Source organism: Streptomyces sp. NPDC101227 (assembly GCF_044767545.1).
Taxonomy (GTDB): Bacteria; Actinomycetota; Actinomycetes; order Streptomycetales; family Streptomycetaceae; genus Streptomyces.
The window spans coordinates 1-19,069 of record NZ_JBIWOD010000029.1 but is presented as its reverse complement, the minus strand read 5'-3'; the positions used below and the strand labels follow the sequence as shown (position 1 = coordinate 19,069).

Annotated in this window: 7 protein-coding genes and 1 pseudogene; all 8 read left to right on the top strand. The window is 68.2% G+C overall.

Translation table 11 applies throughout. The annotated features are described in order from the left end of the window. Positions 1 to 95: 95 nt before the first annotated feature. On the top strand, positions 96 to 8,141 hold the full coding sequence (locus ACIRPT_RS38755) for a toxin glutamine deamidase domain-containing protein (RefSeq protein ID WP_403836272.1): 8,046 nt from the start codon (positions 96 to 98) through the stop codon (positions 8,139 to 8,141). Then, positions 8,138 to 10,441 carry an SUKH-4 family immunity protein gene (locus ACIRPT_RS38750; protein WP_403836270.1) on the top strand — a complete coding sequence of 768 codons (2,304 nt, stop codon included), beginning with the start codon at positions 8,138 to 8,140 and terminating at the stop codon, positions 10,439 to 10,441. The genes ACIRPT_RS38755 and ACIRPT_RS38750 overlap by 4 nt, the downstream gene beginning before the upstream one ends. Before the next feature lie 84 nt (positions 10,442 to 10,525). Next, positions 10,526 to 10,828 carry a hypothetical protein gene (locus ACIRPT_RS38745; RefSeq protein WP_403836268.1) on the top strand — a complete coding sequence of 101 codons (303 nt, stop codon included), beginning with the start codon at positions 10,526 to 10,528 and terminating at the stop codon, positions 10,826 to 10,828. A gap of 562 nt (positions 10,829 to 11,390) precedes the next feature. Then, positions 11,391 to 11,669 (top strand): hypothetical protein, encoded by a 279-nt coding sequence (locus ACIRPT_RS38740; RefSeq protein ID WP_381065768.1) that lies wholly within the window; start codon positions 11,391 to 11,393, stop codon positions 11,667 to 11,669. Positions 11,670 to 11,831: 162 nt separating this feature from the next. Then, a complete protein-coding gene (gene eccD, locus ACIRPT_RS38735) occupies positions 11,832 to 13,187 on the top strand; it encodes a type VII secretion integral membrane protein EccD (RefSeq protein WP_403836266.1) in 1,356 nt (451 codons plus the stop codon). Positions 13,188 to 13,249: 62 nt separating this feature from the next. Further along, positions 13,250 to 14,491, top strand: coding sequence for a MinD/ParA family protein (locus tag ACIRPT_RS38730; protein ID WP_403836264.1), 1,242 nt, complete (start codon positions 13,250 to 13,252; stop codon positions 14,489 to 14,491). Positions 14,492 to 14,527: 36 nt separating this feature from the next. Next, entirely contained in the window at positions 14,528 to 18,502 is a 3,975-nt protein-coding gene (gene eccCa, locus ACIRPT_RS38725) for a type VII secretion protein EccCa (RefSeq protein WP_403836262.1), read from the top strand. 82 nt (positions 18,503 to 18,584) lie between these two features. Beyond that, positions 18,585 to 19,069: pseudogene (locus tag ACIRPT_RS38720) on the top strand (hypothetical protein); the annotation flags it as partial.

Sequence of the window (19,069 nt, the reverse complement as noted above, 5' to 3'; positions counted from 1 at the left end):
GACCCGCCGCCTCGCCGCTACTTCGGTGCGGGGCGGTCCAGCGCCTGCCTCCCACCGCGCATGTCACACACGCACATTCACGGGGGAGCTCCACCTTGCTGAACCCACCCGCCGCTGTTGAGTGGGTCCTGGAAATGCTCGGCTTCAACTGGCCGACCGCAGACGAGGACAAGCTCTTCGAATGCGCCCAGGTATGGCGCCAGTTCGCAGCCGAGGTCCAAGAACACCAGGCCAACGGCGCCACCTACGCCGCCAACGTCCTCAGTGCCAACACCGGCGACTCCATCGAGGGCTTCAGCACCACCTGGGACAAGTTCGCCGGCGGCTCCGGCTACTTCGACGACGCCGCCCAGGCCGCCGAAGTCATCGCCTTCACCTTCGAAGCCGCCGCCACCCTCGTCATCGGCATGAAAATCGCCGTCATCATCCAACTCATCATCCTCGCCACCGAACTCATAGCAGCCCAGGCCGCCGCCCCCGTCACCCTCGGCCTGTCCGAAATAGGCGGCGCAGCCGCCACCATCGCCACCCGCGAATTCGTCAAACGCGTCCTCAAAGAAGTCGCCCAGCAACTCCTCCAGGCAATCCTGGAAACCGCCAAAGAACCCGTCATCTCCGCCCTCGAAGCCATGGTCTCCGACCTCATCGCGCAGACCGTCAACCAGAACTTCGGCGCACAAAATGGCTACAACGTCGGCCGGACCCTCAAAGAGGGCTATAAAGCCGGCGAAGAAGCCTTCAAAAACTCAGGCGAAGCCCTCGGCGAAGGCCTCCGCGACGGCGCCGGCCACCGCGCCGGCCACCGCGCCCGCAGCGGCCTCGACGCCCGCGCCGAAATCGGCAGAAACAGCATCACAGGCAACAGCAACAACGGATCCGGAGACAGCGGAGGCGACGCAGACTCCGGCACCAACGGAGGCGACTCCGAAGGCAGCAGCGCCGGCAACAGCGACGGAGGCGACTCCGCCGACAGCAGCAGCAACAGCGGCTCCAGCAACAACGCCGGAAACGACTCGAGCAGCAGCTCCAGCTCCGATTCCGACTCGGGTTCCGGTTCGGGCAGCACCTCCAACGACAACAGCGGCAGCAGCGGGAGCGGGAGCGGGAGTAACCGCGGCAGCTCGGACGACGGCAGTTCCACCAGCCACACCCCCCGCGCCACGGACAACACCGGCACAACCGGAAACACCGACACAGGTGCAGGCACGGGCACAGACGCGGGCACGGGCACCAACCCGACCGCCGATAGCCCCACCAACCGCCCGGACCCCACACCCGAACCCCCCAGAGCCGAGCCCCTCCCACCCCCAGAGCAGCGCTCCCCCTTCGACGAGGGCTACCAAGCCGACAACGACACCCCCCACGGCACCACCGGCACTCCCGACACCGGCAACGCCACCCCCACCGGCAGCGCCGCCCCTCACTCCGAAGGCACCCCCGACACCTCCCGCCCCGACCCCGACTCCATCAGCATCCAGCCGGCACCGGACAACACCCCAGACTCGGCACGCCCCAGCCCGGAGCCCATCAGCACCCAACCCACCCCAGACCACACCCCGGACTCGGCACGCCCGGACTCCGACCCGATCAGCACGCAGCCGGAACGGGACAACACCGCGGACTCCGCACGCCCCGCCCCCGCGCCCGCCCCGGACCCCATCAACACCCAGCCCACAGCTGACCAAACCCCCCACCAGGCCCCACCCTCACACCCGGACCCGGACTCCTCACCGGCCCCAGGCCCGTCACCGGACCCGGACCCCTCCCCCGCCCCGACCCCTGCCCCAGTCCCCGGCAACCCACCCACCTACAGCGACAACACCCCCTCCCACGACGCAACCGGCAACACCAACAACGGGGACACCTCCCCCGGCAACGGCCGCCCCTCCATGCCACACGTCGGCGGCACACCACCCCAAAGCGCCCCCGCCCACCACACCCCGTCATCCAACCAACCCATCGGGCAACGCGACCCGGCCCCCGGCGACCCCATGCCCACCGTCCCGGACGACCGCGATGACACGAGCGTCTACGCCCAGTCCGCGGGCACAGCGACGCTTCCCCCGCCCACCCAGCACGCAGCCGACGCCAGTAGCGGCACTCCCTCGCCCAACCCCCAGCAGGCGCAGCAGTCCAACACCCCACAGGTCAATGGCCCGATGATGATGGGCGCCATGCCACCTCAGGGCGGCGCCGGCACCACTACACCTCGCGGCGGCACCCCGGCCAACGGAAACGTTTCTCCCCGCCCCAACCGCCGCCCCGACGGCACCCAGCCGATCCACGACCACACCCAGCAGCCACGCCCCGAGGCACCGCCGCACAACCCCCGCCTCGACGGGCCTGCCCGCAACAACGACTTCCGGCCCGAGAACTCCGACGGCACGCGTCCGGACTCGCCCCGCCAGGACGACAGCCGTCGGCCCCCGCAGCCTCCCGCGAACCCCAGCGGTGCCGCCACGCGACCGGACTCGAACCGGCCTGACGGCAACCGGCCCGACGCGACACATCCCGACGCCACCCGCCCGGATGCGGCAGGCCCTGACGCCACGCGCCCAGACTCAGCCCGGCCGGACTCAACCCGGCCGGGCTCACCCCGACCGGACGAGGCCCGCCCCGACGCCACCCACCCAGACGCAGCGCAGCAGCCTGGCGCCGCCCGTTCAGGCCAGCCCAGGGCCGACGGCCCCCGTCAGGCCCCGTCGCAACCGGGTGCCCAAAAACCCGGCGCGCCGAACCCCAACTCCCCCCATCCGCAACAGCAGCCGCAGCACCAGCAGTCTCAGCACCAGCCGCAGCCCACGCTGCAGAGCCACGCGCCCACCCACCAGCAGGCCCCGCAGCAGCATGCGCCTCAACAACAGCAGCCCCACTACCAGCCGCAGCAGCAGCCCGTTCAGCAGCAGCCGGCACCCCATCAGCAGCCCGCACCACACCACCCGGATGCCAATCCGACCCAAGCCAACCCGGACCAGCAGCAACAGCACCGAGCGCCGGTCCCACAACGCCAGAACCAGCGGAGTAACACCGACGTACGGATCGGCCTCAACACCGGGCCGGAAGGCCTCTATTTCCCGTTCCCGCACGACCAGAGGGCGCTGGAGGCAAGCTTTCCGCGGAATCCGGACGGTACTCCGCGACCGTTCAACGACCCGTTCCAGCCCTGGGCCCAGCTGCAGAACGACGGCGGCCCCGACGTTCTCGGACGGTCCAACAACTGCGCCGACTGCGGCCGCTCCTTTTTGGAGTCCTGGTACGGCAACCCGCAGGTGTCCGCGGTCCGCACCTACGACCCGGACGGCGAGGGCGGCATCGACCTCGAAACCGGCGAACGGGATGGCGTAGACAACATCGAGCAGTGGGCCGGCACCCCATTCCGTCAACTCGGGCTCGACTGCCCGGACGGCTACAACCAAATAGCCGACGAGCTCCGCCAGGCGGGGCATGGCGCATCAGCCGTGCTACTGGTCGCCTGGCCTGATACGGACGACGGCGAGGACGGCGGCTCGCACATCTTCAACGCGGTCAATCACAACGGCCGCGTCATCTGGGTGGACAGCCAGTCCGGCGAGGTCAGCGACCAGCCCCTCAACACAAGCGCCACCCTCGTCTGGCCCCTCGTCCTGGACGCCGACCGCAATCCGTACAACCCCGACACAGTCCAGAACCAGCCCGCCCAGCAACAGCTCCACCAGCCCGAGCCGCAGAACCAGCAACAGCAGGCCCAGTCCGAGCAAACCCCCCAGTACAACCAGCCTCAGCCGCAACAGCAGAACCCGTACGCACAGCAGCAACCGAACCCGTACGCACAGCAGCCGCAGCCACAGCAGTCCGGGCCGCACACACAGTCACAACAGCCCGCCCCCTTCCAGCAGCCGAACCCCTACACCCAGCAGCCGCACCAGCAGATTCCGCAGCAGCACCAGCCAGCCCCCTACACCCAGCCGCACCAGCCCAGCCCGTATGCGCAGCATCAGCAGCAGCCGGGCCCGTACGCAATACCGCACCAACAGCACGACCCTTACGCCCAGCAGCCGCACCCGCAGCAGCCTGGACCACATCAGCAACCCCACCAGCAACAACCGGGGCCGTACACACCTCAACAGCCACACCAACAGCAGCCCCACCAACAGCCGAACCCGTACACGCAGCAGCCGCACCAGCCCAGCCCGTATGCCCAGCATCAGCAGCAGCCGAGCCCGTACGCACAACCGCACCAACAGCAACCGGCTCCGCAGCAACAGCAGCCCAACCCGCAGCAGCAGCCGGGCCCCTACGCACCGCCCCAGCACCAGCAGCCGGGGCCCTACGCACCGCAACCGCACCGGCAGCCCCAGAACCACAATCCGTACCAGCAGCAGGCCCCGCACTCCCCACAGAACCCACAGCATCCGGCAGGCGCACCCGGCACCGCTGCCGGCTCACCGTCCCCGGACCGTCCTGCGCGCACACCCGGCTCGGACGCCGCCCGGCCCGATCAGAGGCAGCAGGCTCAACCGAACCAGCGGTCGGACCAGCACACTTCGCAGAACTCGCGTCCCGACCAGAGCCGCCCGGTACAACCCGGAATGCGAGACGGCCGCCCCATCAATCAGCGCCGTCACGAAGACCAGAGCTCAAGCACACAGCCTCGTGGCCGATTCGGCATGACGCATGGGGACCAGCAGCATCCTGACGCCCACCCAGCAGATCCTGCCCAGGATCAGTCGTCCCCGGATGACGGCCCCCTGGAACAGGAGACGCCGGCCCAGGACGAACAGCCGCTGGCCGAGAGTCTCGAAGACATCCGCGACAGCCTGAACGAGTCCCCTGGTGGCCTGCGGGAGCCCGACCCCAGGGATCAGCGAGCGCTCGAAGACGCCCATCCGCGCAACCCCGACGGCACCCCGCAGCGCTTCGCTGACCCCTTCGCATCCTGGGGCCGGCTCCAGAACGACGGTGGTCACAGACGGCTGGGTCGGTCCAACAATTGCGCCGACTGTTCCCGTTCCTTCTTGGAGAGCTGGTACGGAAACCCGCAGGTATCGGCACCTCGCACCCCGGACCGCGACACCGACGGAACACCCGACCGCTTGTCGCCGGAGAACGACTCCGAGTGGAACATGGAGCGTTGGGCGGGTGCACCACTCATCGATTGCGGCGACGATGCCTCGGCGGCCTACGACGCAATTGCCGTGGAACTGAAGCAGGCTGGACACGGTTCCGCTGCGGTGGTGGGCGTCTACTGGCCCGAAGGCGGCGGCCACGTGTTCAACGCCGTCAACTACCACGGCGACATCATCTGGGTGGACAGCCAAACCAGAATGGTCAGCGAAACCCCCATCCACCTGGACGCCGCATCCGTCTCAGGCATCCCTCTGGACCCCGATCGCAACCCCCTCATCCCGTGGCCGGACGAGTCCGACGCATCCGAGCAGTGGTCTGACGACCAGGACAACTACGACGCTGATCCAGACGATTCGCCGGTCTCCGGAGAACCGGCCGACCCCTCAGGCCTGGCTGGGGCGCCCGGCGACCAGCACACCCCGCAGCAGCCCCCCGTTCCCGATCCCGCGGCCGAGCCCCACGCCGGCCCGGCGAGTCCCGCGGACGCCGACACCACACCAAGTCAAGAGGGGAAGCCGGACTCGGATACGGCCCCGGATCCGGACGCACACCCGGATTCCGAGCAGGATTCGGGCGCCCATGCGGACTCGGGCCACGACTCCGACGCACACCAGGACGCGGACGCGTCCCCGGACCACGACTCGGGACAAGACACCGGGCCCAGCCAGGACCAGGAGCACGAAGAGCCCACCTTCCCGGCCTCGGACACCCGGCCGTACGACCAGGACCCGGGTGGTCTGGTGCGTCCGGATCCGGCCGACCAGCAGGCTCTGGACAACAACGTCCCCCGCAATGCGGACGGCACTCCGCAGCGCCACCCTGACCCCAACGACGGCACCTGGGTGCACGACGTCAACGGACAGAACCACGGCGAGCCCGGCCGTAACAACAACTGCCCCGACGCAGCCCTTTCCTTTGCCGACACCTACTCCGGTCACCCCACCGTCGCAGCAGCCCGTACCCCGGACCAGAACCCCGACGGCACGCCTTCCGATCGCGGTGAAAGTGCCGGCCGGGACCGGATGGAAAGCACGCTCGGGGCCCGATTCGCCGATCACGGGGACGGCCCTGACGCCTTCCGCCGTCTTGAGGCAACGCTTCTCGACAACGGCCACGGCTCGCAGGCCGTCATCATCACGCAGGACTCCAACGGCCGCGCCCACGCGTGGAACGTCGTCAACCACGACGGCAAGATCACTTACGTCGACCCGCAAACCGGTCGTCGCAGCGACAAGCCTCTCCACAGCGGCGACCATGGCGTCTTCGCCGTCCCCCTTGCCCCCAACCGACGCCCCATCCCCACCGGCCGTCCCACCAACAGCGCTACGACGCCGAACGCCCGGCCCCACCGCGACGCCGCCTCGCCGTCCCAGCGCCCTGGAATGTCCGGCACGTCCCACCGGGAAGCACCGGCGACCTCCGCCAGTTCGGACCGCCGGGCCCCGGCGGAACCAGCCGGAGCGGACCACACACCCGAGGACGACCGGGCCGAGGCCACGCGCGAGAGGCGGAACCAGACTCTTCCCGCCTCGGAGTCCAAAGACCAGGTTCACAACGACATTCCGCCGGATGCCTCCCAGGAAGCTGTACGGGATCACGAGGGAGGAAAGGGCAGCAAGGTCTATCGGATCGATGACCTGGAACCTGTTTACGCCCACCTCAGGGATTGGTGCGAAGTCCCCAAGGACCCAGAGGGCAACGACCTCAGGGACAAGGACGGCAACAGGGTTGAGCCGCCTCTCGCACAGCTGCTGAGACTGGCTGCCAAGCGCCGTCTGGCAGCCGAGCAGGTTACACAGCCGGTCAACGAAGCAAGGAAGGCGCTCGACAAAGCCCGACAGAGGCTTAATGCGGCCGAGAAGGAGCGTAGCGAGGCCAAGGACAAGGTAAACCAGGACCACCACGACGCTGTCCAGACGGCCGAGACCGCGGTCGCCCAGGCTGTCCAGGAGCACAACGACGCCTTCGAGGAGCTCAAGAAGAAGAACGTTCCGCCGGCCGCCCTTACCGAAAGCGAGCTCCGGCATTTCCTCGGCGAGAACTTCGCCGAAATGAACGACGGCCAGCGTCAGGTCGTCGTGGCCACCATCGCTCGAATGAGCCTCTCTTTCCATGCGAACAACGCCGTCGGCAGCGCGCCCGAGCGCATGCCCGGCAACGACAGTCCGTACGAAGGATCCACGAAGGCCAGCGGCGAGCCCGACCGGGCGCAAACCCATCACGACTCAGCAGGCTCAAGGCGACGCGCGGAAGCAAAGCCCAAGTTTCCTCCCGAGTTCCGGCGTCCGGGCACCGATTCGGCGAAGGCCTTCAAGAACCTTCAGACGGAGATGCGAGCGAGCGGGAAGCCGAGCAAGATCGATGCGGTTCTCGCTGCGTCGTTCCCCAACACCCCCGACTTCACGGACAAGAACTTCGCCGTCATTGAAGTGGTCGACGAGGACGGAAACAGCACCTACGTCATTGATTCGTCCGTTCCGGCGATGTCCGACGGCATCTCGCCGCGGCATTCCGAACCACACCTCCTGGACTGGATGGGAGCGATCAACGGGGCCAAGGGCACCAATAGCTCGTACACCATCGCCAGCCTCTACACGGAGCGAGAGCCCTGTGGTCTGCGCGCGGGGAACACTGGACACGCCGACTGTTCGCAGACAATCCGGGCCTCCGAGGCCATGGCGGGAGCTCCCGTCTACTACAGCACCACATATCGAGACGACTCCCCCCGGGAACGCCAGCGGCTCTTGACGGAACGTGACGAATTGCTCGCCGAATTGAGCGACCTGTCCTCTGCACAGCAGCAGCAGGAGCTACAGAAGGAAGGGCTGACCGACAAACAGATAGAAAAGAAGGTCGAGCAGACCCGGAAAGACAACAAGAAGGTCAACGACGCGGAGATACACAAGCACCTGGAGGTCGTCGGCGAACTGTGGTCCAAGACGCAAGCTCAGATGGTTAAGCTGGAGCGAGAGCGCCAGCAGAAGCAGCAGCAGCAGCAGCAGCAGCAGCAGCAGCAGTCAGAGGATTCGGTGTGACGGAGCGCAATCAAGTGCCGCCAGGAGTCTCCGAGCAGGAAATCACGGAACTGATTTCCCATTGGTGGCAGAACTGGCGCCCTGGGGACAAATGGGCTAATCTCGTCGACCCCTCAGGAACCGCCGGAGCTGCCGTCCTGGAGCACATCCATCGCCAGACCGAGAACAGCATCCTTGTGGACGCTGCCGGGCGGACGGCCGAGGAAGTCTTCTCCGAGGTGCTGCGCCTGCTCGGTGTCGACATGTCACCGGGTAAACGATCGCGGTGGCGTACCACACTCAGGCGACAGACCGCCGGTCGGCTCGTCCTCATTGCGCATGCTCATCGGGCGGGCAGTACCCGGGGTTCGTCCGAACCGGGTCAGCTGCTGTCCCGGACTGCCAGGGAATTGAGCAGATTCCAGTCCGCGATCGTCCTCCATCACACCCCTGAGAGGCTTCCCCGCAGGCCCAAGACGGTCTTCAGCCTTCAGGGAAACACTTTCGGACACGATGCCGGGGAGGTCTGGCCGGCTCCTCTCCGCGCGCTGGCGCTGGCTCGGCCGCGCGTCGTGCCGATGCGCGTGTGGGCGGAACTCACTGCGGCGCTGGGCCCGGAGCCGGCCGTCGAGTCGGCTCTAGGTGGCCTGTTGGAGGAGTTCTCCGCCCACCTGGTGTCCGGAGAGCACGGGGTGGCATTCGCCGATGAGGGCCTGGCGGAGGAGTTGCGTCGGGGCGCGTCGGACGAAGAAGTCAGCCGTGTCGACCGGCACATGACCGCATGGCTGCTGCGGCTCTCCCCTGAGCTGCGCCATGCGGAAGGGTGGGCCAAGTCCGGTCCGGAGGGGCGGTACGCCGCCACGGGGCTCGCCATGCACGCCGCGCAGGCCGACTTCGCCGCGCCTGGGTCGACCGGTAACGATGAGACCTGGGGCGAGGAAACTCGGGGCGAGGAAACCGGGGGCGAGGGAACCCGGAATCTTTTCGCGCAACTCCTGAAAGACGGCGGCGCGCTGGCCAATATTCCGCAGACAACGCTGATGGACGCCGCCCGCTGCGCATTCCTCGGCGACATTCCCGGGAATTCCGCAGCCGGTTCCGCGATCCACCTCTGGTCCTACGGTGTGATCCCTCCTCACCAGCGGGAATGGGCTGCCTGGCTGCACCTGATGGCAACTGCCCGTGGTGACCACGCACTCGCCACCGCCATTGCCGAATCCGGCGTGCGCCTGCCCTGGAAGACGGAGTGGACACACTGGCGCCCGCCGGGCGGCTACCACTGGCGCTATCTCGAACCAGGTCCCGTCGATGGGCTGACCGAAGTGCGATGGCAAGGCCGCCCCGCCGTCGCCGGCCTCTTCACCGGGACTTCCCGCGCGGATATTTGGGACGCGGTCACGGGCGAGCACCTTGCCGGGCCCTGGAGTGACGACATCCCGGAAGAGCATCTTGGCGATCTGTCCTGGCCACCCGCATCAGAGAAAGACCTTCCCGGCCCGGAATCCGTCGAAGACCTTGAGGAGGCCATGTCCGAAGAGGACAGCGTTCATGACCTCTTTCTGGGCAGCCCTGCCCTCCCCATCGGGAATCAGGTGATCCTTGGTGGTTCGGGCGGGCTCTTCGCCATCGCACCTGCAGAGAGTGCATACACAGAGATCACATCCGCAGAGATCGACCCCACAGAGGGAGATTCTTTCTCCCTCCTCACTTACTCCAACCAGGAGCCGTTCACAGGAAGCTACGACCTCGCCTCCGCGGTCACTCCCTTCGACGCCCCTCCGCCCACTCCCTCCGACCTGGCCGAGATTTACGGCACGCACAACATCCACACCTTCCCGGAAGACATGCTGCCCGACGGGCTGACGGACGAACCAACGCGCCGTACGCTCATCGAATTCGGCCTGCCCGCGATGAGCAACGAAGACGGCCTGGGCATCTACCCGTACGGCGATCACCGGATGGCCATCTTCGGCGAGGTTCCCTGGCCATCGGGCGTTGCCCCCGCAGAGGAAGCCGGCCCCTTCTTCCAGATCGGCTTCTGGATGGGTGGCAAACTCGTCATCGACGGCCCTACGGGACATGTGCTGCGCATGCCGTCAGAGCCGGATGAGGGGCACCTTGCGGGCCTGCCCGCCGCGCACAGCCTGGACAACTTCCTCACCATGGTCGCGCTGTGGGTCACCGGCCACCTCACCAAGGGTCTCGTAGAAGGTGACGACGAAGCGAATCTCCTGCCCGATCACGTGCTCGCCGCCCACAAGCGCATCGACCGAGTGGGGGCAGAGGCGCCTGCCTGGGCGTACGCCTTCCACAGCCATTAACAGGTAGACAAACAGCAGACTCTCCAGTCCCTGAAAACAACCTCCATCAGCTCACGCTGAGCCCGGTCAACAAGGAGTCATCTCATGCCGGAGAACGAGCCGTCCGAGCCCGGGAATGCCGTTCCCACAACCGCCGAGGAAGCACTGGAAATAGCCCGCACCTGCTTCAAGCCCCGCTGTCACGACGGCACTCCGGCATCCGTACACGTCGAAGAGTTCGACATCGGATACCTCATCTACGCCACGTTCCCCCCTACCGAACCTCGTTCGTTCGGCGGCAGCCACCTCGTCATCTCCAAAACTGACGGGTCACTGACCTATGTCCCCAACTTCCCGCCGAAATCGGCGATCGCGCTCTACCGCAGGGACCAACACCCCAACCCTTGAGAACTCAACGAGCGGAGCATGAACAGGGAGATGGACCACCATTTACGGTGATGGGACACCTTTCGGTGGAGACCCGTGATCCTGTAGTTCCGTAGGAGTCGACAAGAAGGGGCAGCAATTTGGCTGGCAGCGCCCCGCTGCCGGAAGCCCTTTCCTCGGAGGAAGCAACCGCCCGGCTCATGCGCTGGTGGCAGGACGCATCGGATCCCCTGTTGACCTCCGCAGCGCCCCGCCATGAACGTCAGACCTTGCTCATCACGCGCGCATCGACTGCCCGCTCGATCGACTCCCGGGCCGTGGGCCGCCTGCGGGTGGTGTCGCGCCCAGGAGCGGGTGGCGGTCGTACATGCACTCGCTCGCACCACCCGCGCCCCGGGCCGACGAAGAGCGTGCCCGGCGCCGGGCCGCCACTGAAAGGGCCGTGAACGCCGCACTCGTCGCGGCAGAAGTGCGCCATCATGCATGCGGGTCTCGGAATAACGGCCGGCGTATGGCCGCCAATGGCCGAGGGTTCATTGACCATGACGAGTGCGACAGACAACTTGAAGCGACGGACGAGGAAATGGCGCGGGATTACGACAGTCAGCTGCTGGAGTCAGTGGCAGTACGTCGGCGCAGGATGCGGGATGCTCTGTTGTTCGGTGCGCAGCGGGGTCGGCGCACGGCGGACGAGCGGCTGGGGAAGGTCTTCGCTGGGATCGCGATCACGGCTGTCCTGTGCGCGGGGTGCGTGGGGTGGTCGTTCCTTCAGCACACGCTGGCGACGCAGAAGGCCGAGCAGGAGAAGCAGCAGCGTCAGATGCAGCAGTACGGGCAGCCGACAAGGTCGGCCAACCCCTAGAAATAGCCAACAGATCGTATCCGGACAGAGTTTGCGGCATTCCCGACGAATGCGCGAAGAGTTCCCGTGCCGGGAGAAGGATTCGCTGACGCAGGGCCAGAGTGGGAGCATGCCCCGTTTGGCCAGAGAGTTCGTCAACCCCGCGATGATAGGTTCCGGTAAGTGGTGAGCAGAGCAGCGAGTTCCCGGACGCAACTGAGTCGAGTGACGTTGGTCGGTGAGCGACGCCGGGCCGATGTCGTCCTGCTCTCCGATACTCCGATAGGGCAGCTGATCCCGGATGTGCTGCCGTTGCTGGGCGATCGGCCCGCATCGCGGCCGGTAGCTCGGCAGTTGATTACGTCCGACGGCTCTGTCCTGCCGCATGACAGCACGCTGGCGTCGGCCGGGGTGGCCGACGGCGCCGTGCTCCGGCTGGTGACGACGCATTCTGCGCCGCCGGCTCCCGTGGTGCACGACGTCACCGATCAGGTGGCTGACGACCTCGATCTGCGGTCTTGGCGGTGGCGTCCTGCTGCGCGCCGGGCCAGTGCGGGTGTGGCGACCGTTGCCTTCGCCGTGATCGCCGCGCTGCTCGCCCGCCGTGAGTTCCCGCTTGGCGCCCTGGTCGGTGCTCTGTCAGCTGTATCACCTGTGCTCCTGGCTGCCGGTGCGCTCGTCGCCAAGATCGGACGGGGGAACCGGGGACTGGCGACCACGCTCCTACTCGCCGCTGGCGGGCTCGGTGTTCTCACGGCGTGGACGGCTGCCGATGCGTTCGGCTGGCCGGGCGCCGCGCGGCTCGCTGCCGTGGCGGGTGCGCTGGTCGTGACGCTTGTGTTCCTTGGTTACTTCTCTCCGCTGGGCAAGGGTGGGCTCGTTGGTGCGGTGACCACTGCCGCGATCGCCGTTGCGTGGGAGGCGGTGGCCGCTGTTCAGGGTGATCCGGCCCGGCTCGGTGCCGTGATGGCTGTCTTCTCTTTGGTGGTTCTCGGTGTGCTGCCGCGGCTGGCGCTGATGGCGTCGGGGCTTACCGCGCTCGATGACCGCCGCTCGGGCGGTGTCTCTGTCAGCCGTCATCAGGTGGGTACCGCGCTTGCGGCGACGCATCGCGGCCTTGCCCTCTCGACGATGGTCACTGCGATTTCGGCGGCCTCCGCCGGGTGGCTGCTCACGCTGGCCGAGAAGCCGACCGTATGGACCGTGGTGCTGGCAGCGCTCGTTGTCGTGGTGCTGGTGTCGAGGGCGCGAGCTTTCCCGTTGGTCGTTGAGGTTGTTGCGCTCTTGGCTGCTGCGTCGTGCCTGGTGGTGCGCCTGGTGACGTGGTGGATGGGGCATGCGGGGGGTGTCGGGCCGCTGGCTGCGCTGTGTGCGGCCGCGGTGCTGCCGTTGGTCGTTTTGGCGGTGCAGGTGCCGGAGCATGTGCAGGTGCGGCTGCGACGGATGGGCGATCTGGTCGAGTCCGTTGGCATGGTGGGGCTCTTCCCGCTCGCCTTTGGTGTGTTCGGTGTGTATGGGCAATTGCTCAACCAGTTCTGACAGTTCTGAGTCGATGTGCCGGCGCAGCGGGCGGGGCAGCAGAGTGGGGGTGAATGGCAGGCATGCCGAATGAAGACGGCTGGCAGGGTGATGTGCTGCGGGACCTGAGGGGCGGCGCCGAGCCTGGTGCGCAAGGCCCCGGTGGACAGGCGTACCGTGCATCCGCGCCGGGCCGCACGCTGCCTGTGCAGGGCGCCCAGGCCGCGGACGCCGCCCATGGCAGTGGCGCGCCACGGCAGGCCGGCTACCCGTACGAGGGGCAGGAGCAGCACGCGGGTCATCCGGGCGGCGGGCCGCAGCAGGCCGGGTACCGGGAACAACGGCAGGAGGAGCATGCGCCGGCCGCGTACGCTCCGGACCCACAGCCCCAGAGCGGTCCCGGCTCGCGGCCCGTGGTGGATGAGTGCTCGGCCGACGCGCTACGCAGCAAGCCGCGGCACGGCGAGTCCTTCGCGGCACGTGCTGCACGTGCCCTGCGGCGTACGCTTTCCTCGTCGGCCGCGCGCGAGATCGCCGAGATCACCCGCACCGCTACGGTGCTGCAACAGCCCGTGACGACGGGCCGGCAGATCGCCGTTACGTCCATCCGGGGCGGGTCCGGCAAGTCGACCGTCGCCGCACTGCTCGGCACCACGTACGCGCACTACCGGCAGGACCCGGTCCTCTTCCTGGAGGCCGACCCGGCGCTCGGCTCGCTGCCGCTGCGGCTCGGCGCGACGTCGTGTCGCTGGACGACCAGCGATCTCGCGGACATCGTCAAGCCGGACATGTCGCTGCTCGACGTCACCGGCCATCTCGTCCAACTCCCCGACAGCTCCTGGCTGCTGCCCGCGAGCCAGGGGCAGATCGGCGTGAAGCTGGACAGCCGGGCGTACGAGCGGGCCGTGGTCGCGCTGCGCCGCTACTTCGGCGTGATGGTCGTCGACTGCGAGACGCTGCCCGCCGAAGTCGGCCGGGTCGCGCTAGCCGCCGCCCATGGCCGTGTGCTGACCATGCCTGCCACGCCGGAGGGTCTCACCAGTACGTTCTCCGTGCTCCAGTGGATGCAGGAGCTGCCTCGACATGTGATCGCCGGCACGGTCGTCGTGCTCACTGAACTGGTTCCGCACTTGGGACTCGACCTCGACGAGGCGGCCCGGGAACTCAAGTCCACTGGAGTAAGCGTCCAGGTTCTGCCGTATGACCGGCATCTGGCAGCCGGCGGCCGAATCCATACCGAGTTGCTGGCTCACCCGACCAGGGAAGCCGCTACCCGCCTTGCCGCGGACGTCTTCCAGCTCTCCCTCTCCCAGCAGCGTCACTGACCAGATACCGAGCCCGATCGTGAATGACGGACGCCGATGAGTACCCGACTGATACACCGCCCGGCCAGGGCCACCCGGCCCCCGACCGCCTCCGAGGCGCGCATCATTGAGGCCCCGCCCAATCTCCCTGAGGGGAAGGCGGGCAACATCGCGATGTCGCTGCTGCCCGTCGCCGGCGTCATGTCGTCCGTGGTGATGATGACGGTGGTGCGCAACAGTCAGTTCGCCGGGCTGGGCGCGATCATCCTCGTCGTCACCGTCATCGGCTCCGTCGCGCTCGTCTTCTCACAGCGGGGCAAGGCCCAGCGCACCCGTCGTACCCAGCGCGAGGCGTATCTCGCCTACCTGGAGGATCTGCGCGAGGAGCTGGCCGGTGAGGAGCGTGCGCGGCGCGAGCGGGCCGATGTCCTCAACCCGCCCCCGGCCGCCCTCTACGACATCGTGCGCGATCCGGCTCGGCTGTGGGAGCGCCGTCGCGTTGACGGGGACTTCCTGCGGGTGCGGGTCGGCACCGGTGAGATGCCGGTGCGGGATTTGGGGATCGCTCAGCAGGGTTCGTCGGTGCTCACCCCGCCCGACCGCTTCATGCTCAATGAGGCATCGGCGCTCATGGCCCGCTTCCGCACCGGCACCGAGCTGCCACTGACCGTCCCGCTCGACCGTGTCGGCAATGTCAGCGTCATCGGTCCCCGCGAGGACTGCCTGCGCGTGGCGCGCGCCCTGCTCGTCCAGGCCGCCGCCATGCATGCTCCCGACGACGTGGCGATGGCGCTCGCCGTGCCCGGCGACCGGCTCGCCAACTGGGAGTGGGCCAAGTGGATGCCGCATCTGCTCGACACCGAGCAGTTCGACGGCCCCGTCGCCGCGCGCCGCATCGCCCCCTCGGCTCTCCAGCTCGCCCGGCAGCTCGGCCCGGAACTCCGCCGTCGCGCCTCCTACGCGGCAGAGGTGCGCCGCGGCCTGTCCGACAAGGACGCCCTGTCCATGACGTCCCGGCTACTGGTCGTCGCCGACGGGCATGGTGAGGACGCCGTCGACCTGCCGCGTCCCGACGAGGCGGTCGGCCTGCGGGAGATGGGCGTCACCGTCCTGCACCTGCTCGAACATCAGGTCCAGGAGCCGGGGCATGTCGGCGTACGGATCACCGTCCACGGCGATCAGGTACTCATCGAGGACTTGCGCGCGCAGGAGCCGGTCAGCTCCCACGGCACCGTGGACGAGGCCGGCATCCCGTTCGCCGAGGGCCTGGCCCGGATGCTGGCACCACTGCGCCTGTCCGCCGAATCGCTCACCGACGCCCCCCTGACCGGGCCCGTCGACTTCGCCGAGCTACTCGGCGTCGACGACGTGGCACAACTCGACCTCTCACACCTGTGGGCGCCGCGCGGCGAACGTGCCTTCCTGCGTGTGCCCATCGGCATCAACGACTCCCACGAGCCGGTGCTCCTGGACCTCAAGGAGTCCTCCGAGCTCGGCATGGGCCCGCACGGCCTGTGCGTCGGCGCCACCGGGTCGGGGAAGTCGGAACTCCTGCGCACCATCGTCCTCGCCCTGGTGGCCACCCACCCGCCGGAGGACCTCGCGCTGGTACTGGTCGACTACAAGGGTGGTGCGACCTTCGCGCCGTTCGCGGACCTGCCGCACGTCGCCGGCGTCATCACCAACCTGGAGAATCAGGCCGGCCTCGTCGAACGCGTCCACGCCTCACTGGCCGGCGAGGTCAAGCGCCGTCAGCAGGTCCTCAAGGACGCGGGCAACGTCGCCGACATCGGTGACTACGCCGCGCTGCGCGCCGGTCGTCGGCCCGACCTGGAGGCGCTGCCGCATCTGTTCGTCGTCATCGACGAGTTCGGCGAACTCCTCACCGCCAAACCGGATTTCATCGACCTGTTCCTTTCCATCGGCCGCATCGGCCGCTCCATCGGCGTGCACCTGCTGCTGTCCAGCCAGCGCATCGAGGGCGGCCACCTCAAGGGCCTGGACACCTACCTCTCCTACCGGCTCGGCCTGCGTACCTTCTCCGCTGACGAATCCCGTACGGTCCTGGACACCGCTGACGCCTTCCACCTGCCGCCGCTGCCCGGATTCGGCTACCTCAAGGTCGACACCAGCCACTACGACCGTTTCAAGGCGAGCTATGTCTCGGGCGCCTACCGCGGTCCCGTTCAGCGCCCGGAGGACGAGGACAGCGGACCCCTCGCGCTCCCCTACGACACCTTCAACACCCTTTCCACCGAGGCGGATGGGGACGTGCAGGAGCCTGCGGTGCGGCGCTGCGAGATGGGGCCTACCGAACTGGGCGTCATGGTCGAGCAACTGGCGAACGCCACTGGTACGGTGCGCCGCATCTGGCTGCCGCCGCTGCCCGAGGCGATCACGCTGGACGCGGTCGCCGGCCCCGTGAACGTCAGTGCGCGCGGTACGCAGCTCGCGGGGCGCCGCGGCCCACTGGAGGTACCGCTCGGGCTGCTCGACGATCCGGCCAGGCAGTGGCAAGGCCGGTGGTACCTGGACCTGACGGTGGCGGGCGGCCACGCAGCCGTCATCGGCGGCCCACAGTCCGGCAAGACCACACTCCTGCGCACCCTCGTCCTCTCGCTCGCGCTGACCCACACGCCGCAGGAGGTCGGTATCTACGGCCTCGACCTGGTCGGCGGCGGCCTGCAGGCGCTGGCGGGTCTGCCGCATGTCGGCGGCATCGCGGGTCGCGTCGACCGTGAGCGGGTGGCCCGCACCGTCGACGAGGTACGCACCATGCTCACGGCCAGGGAGGCTCTCTTCCGCGAGCACGGCATCGACTCCGTCGAGCAACTGCGCGACCTGCACGCGGCGGGCCGGCTGCCCCAGCTGGCCTCCGCCGAGATCGTGCTCGTCATCGACGGCTTCGGCGCGCTGCGCGATGACTTCGAGAACTTGGACGACGACATCGCCGACATCCTCAAACGCGGTGGTGGTTACGGCATCCACGTCGTCGCGGGCATGCTCCGCTGGAACGACGTACGCATCGCCGTCCAGTCGAACTTCGGCACCCGCGTCGAACTGCGGCTGAACGACCCAGGCGAGTCCAGCATCGACCACAAGCTCGCCGCGACCCTTTCTCCCGACGAGCCCGGCCGCGTCCTGACCAGCGGCAAACTCTTCGCGCAGGTCGCGCTTCCCCGTACGGACTCACTCGCGGACACCGCGGACCTGGGAGCGGTCCTGGAGCGTGCGACCCGGACGATCCGGGCCACCTGGAGCGGCGAGGTCGCCCAGCCGGTACGGGTGCTGCCGCACCTCCTGGAGGCCCACCTCCTGCCGGGCCCGGTCGCCGAGCCTCAGCGGGTGCCCATCGGCCTGGACCAGACGGCCCTCGATCCCGTTCTGCTCGACCTGTTCCAGCACGACCAGCACCTGCTGATCATGGGCGACAGCGAATGCGGCAAGACCAATCTCCTCAAGACCATCGCAGCCGGCCTCATCGAGCGCTACAGCGAGGACGAGCTGGTCTTCGCCGTCATGGACCCCAGGCGCAGTCTGCGCGGAGCGATTCCCGAAGAGTTCAACGGCGGCTACGCGTACAACGCCAAGCTGTGCGCGGGCCTGGCCGCCGGTATCGCCACTGTCCTGGAGAAGCGGCTGCCCGATGACACCGCAGGCCTCCAGGACCTGGAGCCCGGAAGCTGGGGCGGCGGCCCACGGATCGTCGTCCTCATCGACGACTACGACGTCCTGACCACCGCCGGCCAGGAACCACTGGAACCGTTCCTGCCCTACATCCCCTCCGCGGCGGACATCGGCCTCCACTTCGTCCTGACCCGCCGCGTCGCAGGCGCCTCACGCGGCATCTACGAACCCCTGGTACAGGGCCTGCGCGAATCGGGATCCTCCGCGCTCCTCATGGCCGGCGACCGCGGCGAAGGCCAGCTGTTCCCCGGCGTATACGCCACCCAGCAACCGGCCGGCCGCGGCGTCCTCATCCGCAGAGGCCGGCCCAACCGCCTGATCCAGACCGCGTACTCCCCCACGTGACGTACACGAGAACTTTCCCGCCCGCGCGGACCACGAGACATACGGCACCCATGCCACGAACGACGAAGGACCGGACGACCACATGACCAAGGACGTCATCGCCCTCACCCAGCGCATGCCCGACCCGTCGACCCTGCTCGCGGGCCTGCTCTCCGGAGGCCCCGACAACCTGGTGGACACGGCAGGCGAAGGCGCCGTCGTACGACTCTGCGACGGTGAAGGCCGACCTCTCGTCTCCGTCGAGGCACCACTGCTCGTGCAGGTCGCGGGCGAGGCCGAGCGTCTGCTCGGTGCTACACCGCCGCCGCTTCCGTACTGGTGGACGGAGGCCCGCGCCACGACAGGCGTCGAAGACGCCGAGCGGCTCGCCGGCACCTTCGCCGCCCGGCTGGCCGCTCTGGCCGACGGCTCCGCCTGGCCCCCTGAAGCCGCGCAGTCCCTGGCCGTGGTGAAGACCGACGGCGTGAGCGTCGCGCCGACGCCCGCCGCCGCGCAGCCCGCCGTCGACGTCCTCACCGACAAGGTCGCCGTCGTCATCGCGGACCGCCCGGTGGTCGCCATGACGGC